17 protein-coding genes are annotated in these 18685 nt (G+C 47.4%); 14 read left to right on the forward strand and 3 right to left on the reverse strand.

What is annotated here, in order from left to right; genetic code table 11:
- The first annotated feature begins 282 nt into the window (after positions 1-282).
- From HP548_RS22365 to HP548_RS22415, 11 genes are all read left to right on the forward strand, one after another.
- On the forward strand, positions 283-1197 hold the full coding sequence (locus HP548_RS22365; RefSeq protein WP_175382896.1) for an FAD binding domain-containing protein: 915 nt from the start codon (positions 283-285) through the stop codon (positions 1195-1197).
- 67 nt (positions 1198-1264) lie between these two features.
- On the forward strand, positions 1265-3598 hold the full coding sequence (gene pucD / locus HP548_RS22370) for a xanthine dehydrogenase subunit D (protein ID WP_175382897.1): 2334 nt from the start codon (positions 1265-1267) through the stop codon (positions 3596-3598).
- Positions 3595-4098 (forward strand): (2Fe-2S)-binding protein, encoded by a 504-nt coding sequence (locus tag HP548_RS22375; RefSeq protein ID WP_175382898.1) that lies wholly within the window; start codon positions 3595-3597, stop codon positions 4096-4098. Before pucD ends, HP548_RS22375 begins: the two co-directional genes overlap by 4 nt.
- A gap of 243 nt (positions 4099-4341) precedes the next feature.
- Positions 4342-5289 (forward strand): WYL domain-containing protein, encoded by a 948-nt coding sequence (locus HP548_RS22380; protein WP_175382899.1) that lies wholly within the window; start codon positions 4342-4344, stop codon positions 5287-5289.
- Positions 5290-5355: 66 nt separating this feature from the next.
- Positions 5356-5922 (forward strand): DinB family protein, encoded by a 567-nt coding sequence (locus HP548_RS22385; protein WP_175382900.1) that lies wholly within the window; start codon positions 5356-5358, stop codon positions 5920-5922.
- Positions 5919-6518, forward strand: a complete 600-nt coding sequence (locus tag HP548_RS22390) for an EVE domain-containing protein (protein ID WP_409347670.1) — start codon at positions 5919-5921, stop codon at positions 6516-6518. The genes HP548_RS22385 and HP548_RS22390 overlap by 4 nt, the downstream gene beginning before the upstream one ends.
- Before the next feature lie 613 nt (positions 6519-7131).
- Entirely contained in the window at positions 7132-8208 is a 1077-nt protein-coding gene (gene glpX, locus HP548_RS22395; RefSeq protein ID WP_163754166.1) for a class II fructose-bisphosphatase, read from the forward strand.
- 259 nt (positions 8209-8467) lie between these two features.
- Positions 8468-9514, forward strand: coding sequence for a LacI family DNA-binding transcriptional regulator (locus HP548_RS22400; protein WP_175382902.1), 1047 nt, complete (start codon positions 8468-8470; stop codon positions 9512-9514).
- Positions 9515-9623: 109 nt separating this feature from the next.
- A complete protein-coding gene (locus tag HP548_RS22405) occupies positions 9624-10796 on the forward strand; it encodes a Gfo/Idh/MocA family protein (protein ID WP_175382903.1) in 1173 nt (390 codons plus the stop codon).
- 160 nt (positions 10797-10956) lie between these two features.
- Positions 10957-11685 carry a ThuA domain-containing protein gene (locus HP548_RS22410; protein WP_090995973.1) on the forward strand — a complete coding sequence of 243 codons (729 nt, stop codon included), beginning with the start codon at positions 10957-10959 and terminating at the stop codon, positions 11683-11685.
- A 113-nt stretch (positions 11686-11798) separates the two neighbouring features.
- On the forward strand, positions 11799-12905 hold the full coding sequence (locus HP548_RS22415; protein WP_175382904.1) for a Gfo/Idh/MocA family protein: 1107 nt from the start codon (positions 11799-11801) through the stop codon (positions 12903-12905).
- A gap of 84 nt (positions 12906-12989) precedes the next feature.
- Here the strand turns inward: HP548_RS22415 and HP548_RS22420 are convergent, their stop codons facing one another.
- On the reverse strand, positions 12990-13808 hold the full coding sequence (locus HP548_RS22420) for an SPL family radical SAM protein (protein ID WP_175382905.1): 819 nt from the start codon (positions 13806-13808) through the stop codon (positions 12990-12992).
- On the reverse strand, positions 13805-14413 hold the full coding sequence (locus HP548_RS22425; RefSeq protein WP_175382906.1) for a bifunctional transcriptional activator/DNA repair enzyme AdaA: 609 nt from the start codon (positions 14411-14413) through the stop codon (positions 13805-13807). The genes HP548_RS22420 and HP548_RS22425 overlap by 4 nt, the downstream gene beginning before the upstream one ends.
- A 162-nt stretch (positions 14414-14575) precedes the next feature.
- Here HP548_RS22425 and HP548_RS22430 point away from each other — a divergent pair, with 162 nt between their 5' ends.
- The 3 genes from HP548_RS22430 (at position 14576) to HP548_RS22440 (ending at position 17283) form a co-directional block, all read left to right on the forward strand.
- Positions 14576-15556, forward strand: a complete 981-nt coding sequence (locus HP548_RS22430; RefSeq protein ID WP_175382907.1) for a Gfo/Idh/MocA family protein — start codon at positions 14576-14578, stop codon at positions 15554-15556.
- A gap of 24 nt (positions 15557-15580) precedes the next feature.
- Positions 15581-16297, forward strand: coding sequence for a class I SAM-dependent methyltransferase (locus HP548_RS22435; RefSeq protein WP_175382908.1), 717 nt, complete (start codon positions 15581-15583; stop codon positions 16295-16297).
- 92 nt (positions 16298-16389) lie between these two features.
- Positions 16390-17283, forward strand: coding sequence for an NAD-dependent epimerase/dehydratase family protein (locus HP548_RS22440; protein WP_099853925.1), 894 nt, complete (start codon positions 16390-16392; stop codon positions 17281-17283).
- A 325-nt stretch (positions 17284-17608) separates the two neighbouring features.
- On the opposite strand, the gene HP548_RS22445 is transcribed toward HP548_RS22440, so the two are convergent.
- Entirely contained in the window at positions 17609-18619 is a 1011-nt protein-coding gene (locus tag HP548_RS22445) for a LacI family DNA-binding transcriptional regulator (RefSeq protein ID WP_175382909.1), read from the reverse strand.
- Positions 18620-18685: the final 66 nt, after the last annotated feature.

Below are 18685 nucleotides of genomic sequence, written 5' to 3' on the forward strand. Positions count from 1 at the left end.
TCCTTGTGTATTATTTCTCGAAGTAATGAGGTCAGCCAGACCATCTGGTTGGCCTCTTTATCGTTTTTATCTAATTGGTTATGTAGTGGCTTGTGTTAGCTTTTGAGAGTTAATAATGCATCAGGCACAAATTAAACCATCTATTTATACGTTTATCCAAAATGATGTGAAGATAATTGACCTTATTGTTGCAGTCCCATATGATTTGAAGAATTATTTGGATCATTCGTTCATATCCAACACCCCGCAGACAGATTCCAGGTAGAGAAGGGAGATGGAAGGATGGTCATGCCGGCATATGGGTCAGGAGCGCAACCAACGGTTTGGCAGCCCGTTAATCTAGATGAACTTCAAGCTTTAAAGAATGAGCTGTCCGGGAAGTATTATTTTGCAGCAGGGACCACATTATTACGTACTCAGTGGGAGGGCGGCCTTGTACCTGTACCTGAGCATATGATCAGCCTTGCTCGTATTCCAGATGCAAGCGGCGTATATGTGGATGGAGATGATTTGGTCATTGGAGCACTGACGCGATTAAGTCATTGTGCCACAGACGTTCTTCTACAACAGCTGCCCATTTTACAATCTGCAATGAACGCTATCGCCGCTCCTTCTATTCGAAATTTGGCGACAATTGGCGGAAACATTGTATCGGGAGTAGGAGACTCCATTCCCGCACTCCTTGTCTACGATGCACAGCTGTACTGGTTGACGGACAACGGCATGGAGATGCGCAGTCTTTCGTCCTGGCTGAACGGTGGTCGTGACGGCAGTCGCAACCCGAATGATGTATTAATGAGAATTCATATTCCAATGGAAAATACGCCTTTGCCTGATGCCAATAGCGAGCAGACAGCTGTGGCGCGTGAAATTTCATTTTACCGTAAACTGGGTCGGCGGGAGACCTTTACAGCATCGCTGGTGACGATTGCTTTTCACGGAGAAGTGGATATAGATGGCCACTGGATTAAGATAGCGATCGCTGCAGGTGGAGGTTCAGGTATGGCCATGCGACTTACGGAGTCGGAAAAGCTGCTTCTTGGCGGGGAGACTTCAGTTATGCAAGCTTCATCTTTAGCTGCCTCGGTTATGGCGGAATTCGTGACTTATAGCGATGCATTCGCTACAGAAGAGTACCGCAAACAAACGGCAGGTAATATGCTCGGTGCCGGACTCTGGGAAGCACTTCGCTCATAAAAGAAAACCATTTTGGAGAAGCAAAGTGTGAGACCAACAGCTTCTGAAGGCAGAAAGGAGAGAGAAAATGCTGTTAAATCGGGATAGTAGTGGGAAACGCTGGCATCTGCGGCCAGATGGTATAGGCAAAGTAACAGGACAGCTTCAATATCTGACAGACATGACGCTGCCCAATATGATCCACGGAAGGGTCCTTCGAAGCTCTTACCCTTATGCCCGCATATTGTCTATCGATACTACCAAAGCGGAAGCTATGGAAGGTGTATTTGCTGTACTCACCGCCAAAGATGTACCCGGTTTGAACCTGTTTGGCATCGCAACTCCGGATCAGCCTGTATTTTGCGAGCATGTCGTTCGTTATGTCGGTGATGCCATTGCCGCAGTTGCTGCGGACTCCCCGGAACGTGCAGCGCTCGCTCTGGATGCCATCCATGTTGAGTATGAAGAATGGACTCCGCTAGACAGCCCAGAAGCTGCACTGGCACCCGGTGCACCAGAGCTCCATGAACATGGCCCCGGCAATGTGCTGCACCGTACCGAAATCAAGCGAGGCAATATAGATGAGGGCTTTGCTGCATGCGAACATATTGTGAGTGAGACGTACGATACCCCTCGGCAGATGCATGCCTATATGGAGACAGAAGGCGGGTTATTTGTTCCTGATGAAAATGGGAGACTCCATGTCTACGCGGCTACACAGCATGGTTACAAGGACAGGATGCAGCTTGCCCGAATCATTGGATGTTCCGAAGAGGATATCCGGGTGGTCTCATCTCCGATAGGTGGTTCTTTTGGCGGGAAAGATGAGCTGAATGTGCAGCCTTATGGGGCACTGCTTGCTTTAAGGTCCGGACGTCCTGTGAAAATGCACAATTCACGCAAAGAATCCGTACGTGCAGGCCTGAAGCGCCATCCGATGAAAATTGAGATGCAGACTGGAATCAGCCGTGAAGGCATGATCCAGGCTCACCGAGTCCGCATTACCGCAGACACCGGAGCATATGCCACGCTGGGGGCACCCGTCCTGAATTTTTGCACAGAACACTGTCTCGGACCTTATTCTATTCCCAATGTAGATGTGGAGGGTGTCTCGGTATATACGAATAATGGGGTGTCGGGAGAGTTTCGCGGATTTGGCGGAAATCAGGCGATCTTTGCAATGGAGGGTCAGATGGATCGACTCGCCGAGATTATGGATATAGACCCCTGGGAGTTTCGGAGACGCAACATGAGGGAAAAGACCGATCCTGGGCCACTAAATCAACGGATTCTGGTCACGGATGGTCTGTCGCAAGTATGGGAGGCGCTGGATCGTTCGGAGTTATGGCAAAAGCATCAGCATCCCCCAGCAGATATTGCTCTGCCTCCCTGGATTAAACGTGGAGTGGGTGCAGCCATCGCGATGCACGGAGCAGGGTTGGGTTATGGAATACCCGATCCGGCGGGCGGCCGTCTATCTCTGAATGCCGAAGGTAAGATTGAAGTGGCATTCAGCTACGAAGAATTCGGTCAGGGACTCATTGCCACGCTGGAAATGATGCTCTGCGATCTGTTCTACTGCTCAACATCCGATCTGAGTATTATTATTGGGGATACGGATCGAGTGCCGCACAGTGGTTCAAGCACCGCTTCGCGTTCAACGACGATGGCCTGGATGGCTCTTCAGCGATTACAGGCACCATTTCGGTCCAAAATTTTGTCAGTAGCCTCTGCTTTGTCAGGAATTCCTGCTGACGAACTGATTACTGGAATAGAGGGAGTATGGCGTAAGGGACAGCTTTCTCCAGAAATTAAAGCAGATGAACCGGCGATGAATTCCAGCGTTGTTGTTTCTTACGTTGATCTAGCGAAGCATGGAGAAGCAGAAGATTGGATTTTTGATACTCAATTTGAATATCCGACCACGCCGGACAATGTTGTTGGTGGGCATTATCTATATACGTATGCGGCAGTAGCAGCAGAAGTGGAGGTAAACACACTAACCGGGGAAGCCAAATTGCTGGATACGAGGCATGTGGTGGCTGCTGGCCCTGTCATCAATCCAATGGGATTCATCGGACAGATCGAAGGCGGAAGTGTAATGGCTCTGGGTTTTACATTGACCGAGGATGCCGTGATGCAAGACAGTCGCTATATGACAACCAATTTGGACACCTACCTGATTCCGACGATTCGCGACATTCACACCAATCTGGATGTGGAGGCCATTGAAGATTTGCCAGAGGGCGATCCGTTTGGACCACGGGGTATTGGCGAGATTGGTTCGGTGGCGCTTGCTCCGGCCATAACAGCTGCGATTCATCAGGCTACAGGTGTGTGGGTTAATCGTTTGCCAGTTCCGCGCGATCAACTGATCAAACCAATTGGCGTCTTGCTTCAGGAAGGAGTGAGCTCATCATGACTGAACCTTTGGGCGATTTCTGGACAGCCGTTGTGAATGGCGAGGAGAAACAATTGCAGATCACCCAGACAACCCGTCTTGTGGACGTACTGCGCTCGCATTTAAATCTAACCGGAACAAAAGTTTCTTGCGAAGTCGGCCGATGTGGCGCTTGTATGATACTGATGGATGGAGAGCCGGTCAATTCCTGTCTCGTTATGGCTTATCAATGTATTGGAAGCGAGATAACAACAATAGAAGGATTACAGGGTGAAAAAGAAGGCGAGTTACATCCAATTCAACAGGCTTTTGTGGAGGAGGGCGGCTTCCAATGCGGATATTGTACTCCCGGAATGGTCATTTCCACCAAGGCATTGCTGGATCGCAATCCGCAGCCTAGTCAGGAACAGATTGAAACGGGGTTATGCGGCAACTTGTGCCGCTGCACCGGATATGGAGGAATAATACGAGCGGTAAACAAGGTGATCGATGAGCACGATAGAAAGGGTTCTACCCAATGATCATGGAAGTAGTGAGGTCAGAGCTTTCTCTGAATTTCAATATCATAAGAGTTTTTATAGACCAACCTATGTTCTGGGGGTTGGTCTTTGTTGTTGTTTAATGAAACAACATACGAAAATGGTTCGATTCGGGCATTGCGAAAACTAGTTCGTCTGTATACTTTTCATTTGTCCATATGTTACTTATAATAAATGTCCTATGAAGATGGTGTAATTGATATTACACACAAGGAGGGGTGATTCGTGAACAAATCGGATCGTATGCTGGCCATTGTACTTGAGCTGCAGCGGGGGAAGGTTCAACGTGCGGAAGATTTAGCTCTCTTGTTTGAAACAAGTGTTCGAACCATATATAGAGACATTCAGGCGTTATGTGAGGCAGGAGTTCCTGTGGTAGGAGAACCCGGAGTAGGATATTCACTTATGGAAGGATACTTTTTGCCTCCGATCAGCTTCACAGCTGAAGAAGCGGTAACACTTCTCATCGGACTTGATTTTGTGGAACAGCGCTTCGATAACTACTACAAAAGTACATCCCTTACGTCCCGTTCCAAAATTGAAGCAATCCTGCCCGTGCCTCTTCGGGAAGAGGTGGGACAGATACAACAGGGTATCCGTTTACTTCGTTCACCGGACAGTGATGCACGCGAGCGAGAGATCGAACATATGGGAATCATCCGAAAGGCAATGCAGCATAAGCTCAAAATCCGTTTTCATTATCATAAACCTGGAACTATTAATGAAACCGTGCAAAAGACCATCCGTATGGCCTCCCCTTATGGGATGCTTTGGATGCAAGGCTCATGGATGCTGATTGCCCGATGTGATTTGCGACAGGAGATTCGTCATTTTCGTATATCCCGCATGAGCGACCTGGAGATTAGTACAGATCCATTCGATCTTCCTCCAGGTTTTAATATTCATAGTTACTCACCAGCTGACAACCGTGATGTTCATGTCCGTGTATGGTTTCATGGTCGAATTGCAGATAGAGTGATTGAAGCGAATAATTACTATATGGAGAAAGCAGAACTGCAAACAGATGGATTATACGCAGATTTTCGTGTAAGGCATCCAGAAGATGTACTGCGTTGGATACTTGGCTGGGGAGCTTCGGCTCTGGTTTTGGAGCCTGAATCGTTGAGAATCCGTATTAGAGAAGAAGCAAGCAATCTCCTTAAACACTACTGACATAACGTTGTCAGTAGTGTTTGTGTATGATCGGTTTATAACCGATTGAAGGAGTTGTGTATTTGTATGGAAACGACAATAACAAGGAACAACGAAGAGATTCGACGTGATTTTGAACTGACGTTGGAACGTTATTTGCAGGAACTGGAGCTGATGAGCGATGCTCAGTTAAGCTACAAATCCAGTGAGACTGAGTGGTCGGTGGGCCAGATGTACCAGCATTTAATTCAGTCTGCAATGAAAATGCATTTAGCCAATGTTCAACTTTGTATAAGCGCAGAGGAGGACATGGATAAGAAGCAAAACCAGGGCAAAACAGAAACAGGTGAAGCTGTTTTTGCGCAAGCAAGTTTTCCTCCAATACGTATCCACGTTCCTGCTTCTCCTGAGTATACTCCACTACAACCGGATGGAAGAGAATCAATAATTCAAGGATTTAATGAGGTAAGGCATGAAATGCGGAGATTGGAAGTGCTGCTGGAAGAAACAACGCTGGAATCTACGTTGCCACATCCCAGGTTCGGTGGTTTAAATGCTGAGGAATGGTTTGCATTGGTGGAGATGCATTATCGTCATCATTTCTTGCAGCTTGAGCGTTTGAAAAAGGCATGGGAAGAACAGGTGCAGAGATGAATGAACAGGCAAAGCATGATTTGATGGCAAATAATATAACAATTCAGCAGACTCATACGAGAGAATTTCTGTCCCATCAGTTAGATATAGAAGCAGAATCTGATGAAGGAAACCGCTACTGGATCGGCGTTGTGTCTGCATCACATGTGGAAAAAGGGGTGGAGGGGGGCTTCGCCCAGCTCTGTCACGGCAAGGTAGCTTCACTGCGCAGAATGAATGCAGGAGACTGGCTGATCTATTATTCGCCGCGAACAAGCATGCAAGGAGGCAAGGTACTTCAAGCATTCACGGCCATAGGGCGTATAATAGACGATCAGGTGTACACGCACCATGTGTCGGATTCCTTTGTACCGAATCGGAGGAATGTTCAGTATTATCCTTGTCAGCAGGTGAAGATCGCTGATTTACTGGATCAACTGATTCTTACGCGGGGACAGGCACGGTGGGGATATCATTTTAGATATGGTCATTTGCAGATTCAAAGAGAGGATTTTCTGAAAATTGCAGTTGCCATGTTGGGGGCTGAGGTAGAAACCTGCTACCCTACAAAGTTTGATCAAAGAGCCAGATCATATTTATGTGGCACACGAAGCTAAAGCAAAATAGACCTTTTGAAGAGAAATAAAAAGAATTGAGTTTTTAACTACGTAATAAATATTATGTAAACTTATTATTTTCGATGACATCCATAAACTGTATCTATATTGCTAGGGACGGATAGAGCTGGATTTAGGTGAATTTTCAGTTCGAATCTTTGAATGAAAAACTTCTGTTATAAGGTCTTCAATATTGTTTCTTTGAAAGTGCAGGATAGCTGTATCGGGTCTGATATAAACCGTTTTCGACGAACGTGAGAGTGCAGGATAGTTCTCCTTGTGAATGTAAGTTTAATTACATAAATAACGTTGTTATACGAATTATTTTTGCACTCATCTGTTTCTGGGACAATCTCAACGTGATAAATATGGAGTTTCGAAAAAAAAGATAAATTATACTGCTTCCACTTGAAATAATTCAGTGTGGTAAGACTCGTAAAAAGGCATATTCAAACGTGTGTAAATGTGTTCATTTATCGATGAGGGACAGTATGGAGTAATTTCTCAAAATCGGGCTATTGCTCCCTTTTAAGATCAATTTCATATGGATTTGCGATGGATTTAGTACCGCTTTCAATGTATGCTTTTGGAAACTGGAAAGGAAGTGGGAAAAATGGAACGCGAACTGGCGTTGGAAATTGTCCGAGTAACAGAATTGGCTGCGTTAGCTTCAGCACCCTGGATGGGGCGGGGCGACAAGAATAGTGCAGATGAGGCGGCTACTTTGGCTATGCGCGCCATGTTCGATTCCGTGTCTATTCGCGGCACGGTGGTAATCGGTGAAGGAGAAATGGATGAAGCACCTATGTTGTATATCGGGGAAGAAGTCGGCAACGCTGAGGGCCCCGAGGTTGATGTGGCTGTGGATCCTTTGGAAGGAACAGAGATCGTAGCCAAGGGCCTGAACAACGCTTTATCGGTTATTGCAGTCGCGGGAAAAGGCAACCTGCTCCACGCACCGGATATGTACATGGAAAAGCTGGCTGTAGGTCCGGCTCTGGTGGGCAAGGTCAGTATCGAAGACCCGGTTGAGGTGACATTGGAGAAAGCAGCTGAAGCATTGAACAAAAACATCTCAGATCTAACTGTCATGATTCTGGATCGTGTTCGGCATGAGAGCATAATCAAAACATTGCGCAAGGTTGGTGTTCGAATCAAGTTCCTCAGTGATGGTGACGTTGCTGGCGCAATGGCACCTGCGTTCCCAGAGGCAGGTATTGATCTGTATGTCGGATCAGGAGGAGCACCGGAAGGAGTGCTTGCTGCAGCCGCCTTGTCCTGCCTTGGAGGCGAGATTCAAGGTCGCCTAATGCCTGCGAACGCAGACGAATTCCAGCGCTGCTTGCAAATGGGAATCGATAATCCCTACAAAGTATTAACGATGCAGGATATGATCGGCACGGAAGATGTTATTTTTGCCGCAACAGGTGTTACTCCGGGTGAAATTCTTGGTGGTGTGCGTTACCTCGCAGATGACCGGGCAGAGACCGATTCCATTGTCATGCGTGCCAAAACCAAAACCATTCGTTTCATTCGTTCTCAGCATTTCCTTCCGAATAAGGAAGTGCTACACAAAGTACGGCAGCTTCAGTCGACACCTGAGCCTTCGGATCGCATTCCAGCTAATATCACCATTTTAGAACAGGCTGAGTTCAGTCAATCATCCGTTGGTAACGGTGTGACGACCTGATGTAGGTCTGTACTATAGTTAGCTGGGCCAATAAAGAACTATTTGTAGTCATGTGAATCATAAGGGAACATGGGACAAGTTACAAGAAAATATAGTAAGCAAGAGGTGGGGAATTTGTTTACACAAATCCTCATCTTTTTTTGTGTTAAAAGCATTGACAACGTTTACAACACATGAGAAGATGTACGCGCGTACATAATTATTTGATACATGGCATCGGTTTTGCATGTGTTCAGGAAGCATGAAGGAGGTGAGATCCATGGCATCCCGTAAAGAAGTGGCTGATCTTGCCGGTGTTTCAGAAGCTACAGTATCCCGAGTTCTTAATGGCGTTGGTCCTATTAAAGAGGAAACCCGCCGTAAGGTTATTGAAGCTTCTGAGCAGTTGGGTTATGTGCCCAGCGCACTGGCCCGCAGCTTTGCGAGAAGTAAGAGTGGTAACCTTGGCGTGGTGTTGCCCTACGTTCCGAAGGCGCACTTGTTCTCGGCATATTTCTTCTCGGAAATGCTGAGTGGCATTGGGAGCAAAGCCAGGGACAACGGCATGGACCTGCTGGTCATGTTCAGGACACCGGGTGAAGTGATGAATTATACGGATCTGTTCCGCCGTCAGAAAGTGGATGCTTGCATCATTCTCGGCGCGCGGGATGATTATGGAGAACTGGAAGCCTTGCAACAGCTTCAGCAGGAGGGACATCCATTTTGCATCATGAATCAGCACTTTGATAGTGAATCATTCATGGAAGTGGATGCTGATCATGTGGAGGGCAGCAGGCAGGCAATCCGTCACCTTACCGATCAGGGCTACCGGAATATCGCCTTTCTCAATGGTCCGGATAGTTACTCCAACAGTCAGGAGCGGCTTCAGGGCGTTCAAATCGGACTGAATGAAGCCGGAATGCAGGTGGATTCCAGTCTATTGTTGGAGGGAAATTACAGCAGACGAAGCGGTGTGGAGGCAGCTGCCACCATTGCAGCTCAGCTTGACGAGATTGACGCTGTATTTGCTGCGAACGACCGGATGGCAATCGGTGTTATGCATGGTTTGCGTGAGCGTGGGATCAAGGTTCAGGATTTCCCCGCGTTTGTGGGTTACGATGACTCCGACGCGGCCGAGATGGCAGTTCCACCGCTGAGCAGCGTCAGGGTTCCTTTTTATGAAATGGGAGAACTGGCTGCATCCAAGCTTATTCATAGATCATTGGGAGTAACAGCTTCATCGGTGAATACCGATTTCCCCTCAGAAACTGCAAGGCAGTTGTTGCCTACAGAGCTGATTATCCGTGCCTCTTCAATTCGTAATTAATACATGGCTATGATAACAGCGATCGAAAGGATGTTCTGTCATCGGAGTGGCAAGTGTAAATATTCTTTAGTTCAACCTGTATAGCTATATCCCAAAGGAGGAAATGACCATGTCAAATCGTCTTCGTGTCGGAATGGTTGGATACAAATTTATGGGAAAAGCCCATAGCAATGCTTATCGCAGTCTGCCGATGTTTTTCCCGTCTGCCCCACTGCAGCCGGAGATGTCTGTAATCTGCGGACGGAACGAACAGGGAGTTCAGGAGGCTGCCAGTCAGTTCGGCTGGTCTGAAAGTATAACGGACTGGCGCGAGCTGGTGCGGCGTGATGACATCGATCTGATCGATATTAACGCTCCAAGTGATGCCCATAAGGAAATCGCACTGGAAGCCGCTCGTCAAGGTAAACATCTGTTCTGTGAAAAACCGCTGGCTTTGTCGTTAGCTGATTCGCGTGAAATGCTCCAGGCTGCTGAAGAAGCAGGGGTTGCACACATGGTCGGATTCAACTACCGTTTCTCTCCAGCAGTGCAGCTGGCTAAAGAGTTGGTGCAAAGCGGACGCCTAGGCAAAATCTATCATTTCCGAGCATTTTTCCTTCAGGATTGGATCATGGACCCTTCGTTCCCTTTGGTATGGCGTCTGCAAAAAGAAGTGGCCGGTTCCGGCTCACATGGCGATCTTGGCGCACACCTAATTGATCTGGCACGTTTCCTGGTGGGTGAATTCAAGGAAGTAATTGGGATGAGCGAAACCTTCATCAAAGAGCGGCCGCTGGCTTCGGAAATGACCGGACTTAGCGCCAAAGGCAGTTCGAACGCAGATGCTCCGAAGGGTGAAGTGACGGTAGATGATGCAACGTTGTTCCTCGCACGGTTTGCAGATGGTGCGTTGGGGAGCTTCGAGGCTACACGCTTTGCAGCAGGTCATCGCAGTACCAACTCGTTTGAAATCAACGGTAGTCTGGGCAGCGTCCGGTTTGATTTTGAACGGATGAATGAACTGGAAGTGTATTTTACGAAGGACGATGAAGATGTGCAGGGCTTCCGCCGTGTTCTGGCGACTGATCCGGCACACAAATATGCTGAGGCGTGGTGGCCTGCGGGACATACGATTGGATTCGAGCATACGTTCACACATGAAATGCTGGAGCTGGTGACTGCGATTTCCGAAGGACGGCAGCCTGAGCCAAGTTTCCATGATGGGGTTGCCTGTCAAGCGGTATTGGAAGCCGTTGAACGTTCCGTTACAGAGCGCCGCTGGGTGTCGATAGAAGAAATGTAATCATTAAACCACTGAATTGTGAACTGGACATCATGGTGGCACTCATTTGAAATAAATAAGCTGCATTTAAGCTAGGATGTTGACCTCGGAGAGGTCTTGAGTTTGAGCAAGGTTCGATAGTATGACAATAACTTAACTTCCGGAAAGCGAGTGATGGGTGATGAGCAAAGCACTAATCGTATGGGGCGGCTGGGATGGACATGAACCAGAGCAGGTAGCAGCGATTTTTGAACGCATTTTGAAGGAAGAACAATTCGAGGTTGAAGTCTCAGATACATTGGAAGCTTATGCCGATGCAGAGAAACTGCTGGGTCTGGACCTAATCGTTCCGCTGTGGACAATGGGACAGATTGAACAGGAACTGGTCAATAACGTATCTGCGGCTGTTCAGAGCGGCGTAGGTCTCGCGGGCCTTCATGGCGGGATGTGTGACGCGTTCCGCAACAACGTCGACTGGCAGTTCATGACGGGTGGACAGTGGGTTGCGCATCCAGGGAACGACGGCGTGGAGTACACGGTAAACATGAAGCGTGGTTCCAGTCCTTTGCTGGATCATATTGAAGATTTCCAGGTGAAAAGCGAACAGTACTACCTGCACGTGGACCCTGCAGTAGAAGTGCTGGCAACAACACGTTTCCCAATTGTTAACGGTCCTCACGCAGCGAATGGCCCAGTAGATATGCCAGTCGTTTGGACCAAACGCTGGGGTGCAGGGCGTGTGTTCTACAACTCGCTCGGACACCATGCAGATATTGTGGAGATGAAACAGGTTACTGAAATGATGCGTAGTGGTTTCAAATGGACTGCAGCAGGCAAAGCTCTTGCGCAAAGCCGCAAGGACGCAGTGACTGAAGTTTACACAGGAATGGCTGATAACCAAAGTCACTAATTAAATTTAAATCTAATTCATATCCGTTGAGATAAATATATTGACCCACATAAAGCGGTCTTGAGTTGTTTTGGAAGCGCTATATCAATTGGAAACACGAAGGGAGTCCACGCATGAAAACAATGAAAGTAGGCATTATTGGCTGTGGTAAAATCAGCGGTATTTATATGGAGAACTGTCACCGATTTGAGGTGCTCGATCTTGTTGCGGTTGCGGATCTTGACCGGAACAGAGCAGAGGAGCAGGCAGCTGCTTATCATGTTCCTAACGTATACACGGTAGATGAAATTTTGGCAGACCCTGAGATCGACCTGATTATCAATCTGACAATCCCTGCCGTTCATGCAGATGTATGCTTGAGAGCGCTCGAAGCAGGCAAACATGTATATGTGGAAAAACCACTCGCCGTCACACGAGAAGAGGGTCAGGCGGTTCTCGAAACAGCTAAGCGTAGAGGGCTGCTGGTAGGCTGTGCGCCAGAGACGTTCTTCGGTTCAGGAATTCAGACGGCACTCAAAGTAGTAGAGGATGGTGTCATTGGCAAACCTGTGGCCGCTACCGCATTCATGATGAGCCGTGGGCATGAGCATTGGCATCCAGATCCGGAGTTCTACTATGCAGCCGGCGGCGGGCCGATGTTTGATATGGGGCCTTATTACCTGACTGCGCTCGTACAATTGCTGGGACCAATCAAGTCAATTGCTGGCATGACGGGCAAAGCGATGGAACAGCGGACGATCACGAGTGAGAAAAAGCGGGGTCAGAGCATTCCTGTTGAAATTCCGACGCATGTAGCGGGATTGCTGCAATTTGAGCAGGGAGCTATCGGCACGCTGATTACGAGTTTTGACGTATTTGGCGGAAGTGTATTGCCACCGATTGAAGTATACGGCACTCATGGAACCCTACAGGTTCCTGATCCAAACACATTCGGCGGTCCAGTTCGTTACCGTTTGCTAGGTGATGAGGAATGGACTGAGGTACCCCTTCTGCCAGGATATCAGGAAAATACACGTGGCATTGGTGTTGCAGATATGGCTTATGCTGTGGGTAGCGGACGTGCTCACCGGGCAAGTGGAGAGCTTGCCTACCATGTACTCGAAGCGATGTGGGCGTTCCATGATTCTTCGGATGAGCAGACTTTTTATAAAATGGACAGCACATGTCAGCGCCCAGCTGCACTGCCTGCAGATCTTCCATTGTACACACTTGATCAATAATCGATTAAGTTAGAAGATAGCCCTGACTCCCGATGCGAGGGAAGCAGGGCTATTTTCATTTTATATAAAGGCATGATCAGGGTTTTAGGGTTCAAATCCAGCTTGGCTAATCCAAATTTCATGTTCCTCAAAATGCGCCTTCATTCGCTCGACTACCATTTTGTACGCCTCAGGACTGTACCAATCTTCCTTGCCCACTTGTTCATAAAGTGGCTTCATGCCAAGTCTCCGGGTTCGCTTGCCCTCACTGCCATCTCCCATGAAGTAATCATCAACGCATATACGATCAACAAGCGGCCTTAGGATGGCTGCAAAATTTTCGCTGCTGGGTAATACTGGCGCAATAGCAGCCTGTGTGGGGATACCGGCATCTCGCAGTTGTTCCAGGGCACGCAATCTGCCAGCGATTGGCGGAGCAGAAGGACTGAACTGCTTGCGGATATCATCCAGATCCGTTTCCACGGTCATGCTAACCCGGACCCGGTCACCCAACTTTTGCAGCAGATCGATATCTCGGGTCACCAATGGGCTTCGGGTCTGAACCAATATAAAATCGGGTGGATCCTCGGCCATAACTTCAAGTAAAGAACGCGTGATTTGCTCCTTATATTCAACGGGCTGATACGGATCTGTACTGGATGACATAAAGAGAGTGACTTTACCTTTTGATTTCGCACGTTTCAGCTCTTTGGCAAACACATTGGCGGCTTCCTGTTTCACATCAACCCAGCTGCCCCATGGTTCATTGCGAAATAAAGAGACGGGCATTTGCCTTACATAACAGTAGGAACAGCCAAAAGCGCAGCCTGTGTAGGGATTCAGCGTATGCGTATAACCATTAAGGAACCCGGTTCCTTTGTTCAGCAATGTTTTGGGTACTTTGTATACCAAGCTGGTCTTCATGATTGATCACGCCTTTGTTCACGATAATTGGCAGGTGTGCTACCTGTATGTTTTCGAAATACAGTAATAAAATACGCCGGATTGGCTATGCCAACCTGGCGACCGATATCTGTAACGGTGAGCCGAGTGCTTTCAAGCAATTTCCGGGCTTGGGTGACTCTTTTTTCCTGAATATACTCCACCGGAGTTAGGCCGGTAATCCGTTTGAACACCCGATGCAGATGATATGGACTCCCGTGACTCACATTTGCAAGAATATCTAGTGTTAGAGGCTCGGCAAAATGATGTTCAATATAGTCTGTTACAACAGAAATCCATTCCTGATCGGGGATGCGCTCGCCCGTTGGTTTGCAGCGTTTGCATGGACGGAAATGTAGAGCTAATGCTTCTTCAGGGTTGTTAAATATAGTGACATTCTCATATTTGGGTGCTTTCGACTTGCAGGAAGGTCGGCAAAAGATGCCTGTTGTCTTGACACCGTAATAGAATTTACCATCAAAGCTGCTATCGTTGTGGATAATGGCATTCCACTGTTTTTCATCTATAGGAACTGAATTTGTTTGATAGGGGTTGGGACTTTCCAAAAGAATCACCTCAAGTCTCATTATACCCCTGATTTATGGAGATCGACGAAGTTTCAAACAAAAAAGCAAGATATCAATATGTTGGAAATGGACATCCCTTCAATCTGGTTGAAATATAGGCTACAATGTACAGGATGGCAAGCTGTTTAATTGTGAAATTTATTTACGAAAGAGGTAGATTGAATGGTTCGTTTTGGAGTGGTAGGTACCAACTGGATTACAGAGAGGCTTCTTGAGGCCGCTGCACAAGTCGAAGGATTCGAATTGACTGCCGTGTACTCAAGAACTGAAGATAAAGCTAATGCATTTGCAGATCAATATCAGGCTGCACTTCGATTCACCAACCTCGAAGAGATGGCGACGAGTGATGGTCTTGATGCCGTGTATATTGCTACACCGAATACCTTTCATGCCGAGCAGGCAGAGTTGTTTCTGAGAAGTGGAAAACATGTACTATGCGAGAAACCTTTGGCCGCCAATGGAGTAGAGGTCCGTCGAATGATTGATACAGCGAAAGAACATGGAGTTCTGCTCATGGAGGCCATGAAATCGACCCTTGTTCCCTCGTTCAAAATGGTACAATCTCACCTACATAAAATTGGCCCTGTACGTAAATATGTGGCGAGTTACTGCCAGTACTCTTCCCGGTACGACAAGTATAAGGAAGGAATCGTCCTGAATGCGTTCAAACCCGATCTTGCTAACGGAGCGCTAATGGATCTTGGGGTGTATTGTCTCTATCCATTGATTACGCTATTCGGCGAGCCTAAACAAGTTCAGTCCCAGGCAATGATGCTGGAATCAGGGGTAGATGGACAAGGCAGTGTCATTCTGAATTATGATGAGATGGAAGCGGTAGTGACGTACTCCAAAATCTCCAATTCTCATGTTCCAAGCGAAATTATGGGCGAACGCGGCAGCATCCTCATTGACAAAATTGGTTCACCCGAACATGCGGAGATACGCTACAATGATGGTACGGTGGAAAAACTCACTGCCGAGCAAATTCATCCGTCGATGTATTATGAGGTGGAGGAATTTGTCAATCTGATTCAGCAGGGCAAAAAGGAATCGGACATGAACACGTATGAACGTTCCTATGTTACCATGCAGGTGATGGATCAAATCCGGCAGCAGATTGGTCTTGTTTTTCCTAATGATTAATTCTGGAAAGTGAGCTGAGACGAGATGAGCATAGATGAGCAGAAGAGCAGAGTAGCCGGCCTGGAGCTGGCACAGATTATTTTTATCGGGCGAACCTTCGAGGAATATATGAAGATGTTTAACCTGACCGTGGAAGAAATTAAAGGTAAGTCTGTTCTCGATTGTCCAGGTGGGGCTTGTTCATTCAGCAGCCATGCGCGAGAGTGGGGTGCAGATCCCATGGCAGCGGATATTGCCTATGAACATGAGATCGGCCAACTGGAAGTGAAGGGACTTCAGGATATTGAACATACGATGAAACAAATGGAACAAGTACAAGACAAATATAGATGGGATGATTTCGGTTCGATCCATGGCTTGGAAGAAGAACGTAGACGTGCAATCACCGACTGTGTAGCGGATATGAGACGTTTCCCTGATCGTTATGTGGCTTCTGTACTGCCGGAGTTACCTTTTGCCGATGAACAATTCGATCTGACATTGTCTGCGCATTTCCTGTTTACGTATGCAGATCGACTGGATGCCGAATTCCATCTACGGACGATCCTTGAGCTGTTGCGAGTGACCAAGCGGGAGCTGCGTATTTTTCCTACGGTAGACTTGTCTGGCAAGCGTTATGAGCATATGGATCAATTAAAGGATATACTGGAAGAACGCGGATATATTACTTCTGAAGAGAAGACTTCATACGAATTCCAGCGAGGAGCACACACGATGCTCCATATTGTGAAATCCCGGTAAAAATATCTGGATTGCAACAACACAGACAGCACTTCATTCATGAAGTTTTAGTAATATACGCATGATCAGAAGAGGTTAGGAGGTTTTATCGGATGAAAAAAGTACTTATACTTGGTGGGACACGGTTCTTCGGCAAACGTCTGGTTGATCATTTACTATGGGAAGGAAAGTCTCAAATCACAGTCGCAACTCGAGGGAAAACGAATGTAGACTTTGGACCAGAGGTCAATCGGATTAAAATGGATCGTGAGGACCCGAAATCTCTTGCCGAGGTTGCGCAGACCGACATGTGGGATATTGTCTATGACAACATCTGTTACTCGCCGGATGCGGCGAAGTCGGCTTGTGAAGCTTTTGCCGGACGCACCCAAAGATACATTTTGACATCAACGCTCTCGGTATATGGAGATCCCAAACCCGGATTTACCGAAGCAGATTTCGATCCATACACCTACCCGGTGCAATACGGAAGCCACGAAGATTTCTCCTACGGCGAGGGTAAACGTCTAGCGGAAGCTGTGTTTTTCCAGGAAGCGGATTTCCCAGTGGCGGCGATGCGCATTCCAATTGTACTCGGGATTGATGATTACACGCGAAGACTTCATTTTCATATTGAACATGTGCAAAAAGGAAAACCTATCGGTATGCCCAATCCGAACGCCGAAATTGGATTTATCAATTCCACCGAAGCCGCGAGATTTCTGGCTTGGCTTGGACATTCATCGATTACAGGACCTGTGAATGCAGCGTCCAAAGGGACGATAACACTTTCCGCCATGATGCATCTGATCGAAACGGTAACAGGCATGCAATCTCAGGTACTGACCGAAACGATCAAAGAGGACATGTCACCCTTTGGAATTTCGGAATCCTGGACAATGGATACATCCAAAGCAGAGCAGGCGGGATATACGTTCGAAGCATTAATGGATTGGTTCCCTGGTCTGGTTCGGGAAGTCGCTCTGGCTCTTCAATCCGAGGGATAAATTGAACTAAGAATATTTACGCTTGCCACTCCGATGCCAGAACAACCTTCCGATCGCTGTTATCCCCAGATTTTTTGGATTCCCTTTTTCAAAGGGGAAAATCCGAGGATAAAGGCGAACGCTCCGCTTCTTCAGATTATTTCTGTCCTCTACGTTCTTGTGTAAATGCTTAGTTCAATTTATATAAATTCCATATATATATAAGAGGTACATTTCATAAAAAAGGACGCAATCAGAGAGATATTCTCCGATGCGTCCTGTTTGTATTTGCTTCAACAAAACAGTTTCTCTCAAGTCAGGGTTGGTCTACGACTGATTTTCCTCTTTATTCGCAAGGTACAGAGGCCGAAGCGCGAATACGCAGCTCCGATGGCATAATGACGGTCTGTGGTTCCTCAGGAGCCTTACCTTCAATTCGGTCGATCAGCATCTGCATGCCGATGGCACCAAAATCATAGGCAGGCTGTGCAGCAACCGTGAGAAAGGGATCAAAGGCAGAAGCCAGATCGAGGTCATCAAAACAGACGACCGAGATATCTTCAGGCACACGCAGCCCCCGTTTACGTAAAAGTCGAATGACGCCAATGGCGAGCATGTTATTTGCTGCAAATATGGCTGTAGGTTTGTGTTGATGTGCAAGTAAACTGTCGATACCCACTTCATCGCTGAAATCCCGGTAGCCTGTTCGAAGGATTAAGCCTTCGTCAAAGGGCAACTCGGCTTCCCGGAGTCCCTCCATATATCCTTCTTCTCGCAGCCGCGCAGTCGAAACCTCGGAAGAACCATTAACCAGAGCAATGTAGCGATGACCCAGATTCGTCAGATATCGAATCAATTGAAGCGCCCCATCTCGGCTGTCCCCAGCGATAACGTCAGATGTGATTCCCGGGACAGTGCGGTCCAAAATAACAAACGGAATGTTACGTTCCTGCAGCTGCTTCAAGTGATTCAGCGAGCGGTCCCCTGCAGGTGCAAACAGTACACCATCGACGCGAGTAGACAGAATGGTTTCCACATAATTTTTCTCCTTGTCGTAATCCTCGTCGCTATTGCTGAACAAGAGGCGGTAACCACGCAGATTGGCAGCATCCTCAGCCCCCCGGGCCAGCGTTGTATAGAAGGGGTTGGTAATATCCGTAATCAATAATGACAGCATCTGAGTCCGTTGCAGCACAAGACTGCGCGCATTCGAATTGGGTATGTAACCAAGTTCTTCGATGACCTGTTGTACACGCTCGCGTGTAGCCGGGCTAATACGACCTGTTTGATTAATGACTTTAGAGACGGTCATGGCGGAGACGTTGGCTTTTTTGGCAATATCATAAATGGTAATCAATAGGATCTAACCTTTCCGCAACATAGTCTTTCCATTCTATAGGATAATGCCGATTGACAGCAAGAT

The sequence above is a fragment of the Paenibacillus taichungensis genome, from assembly GCF_013359905.1.
Taxonomy (GTDB): Bacteria; Bacillota; Bacilli; order Paenibacillales; family Paenibacillaceae; genus Paenibacillus; species Paenibacillus taichungensis.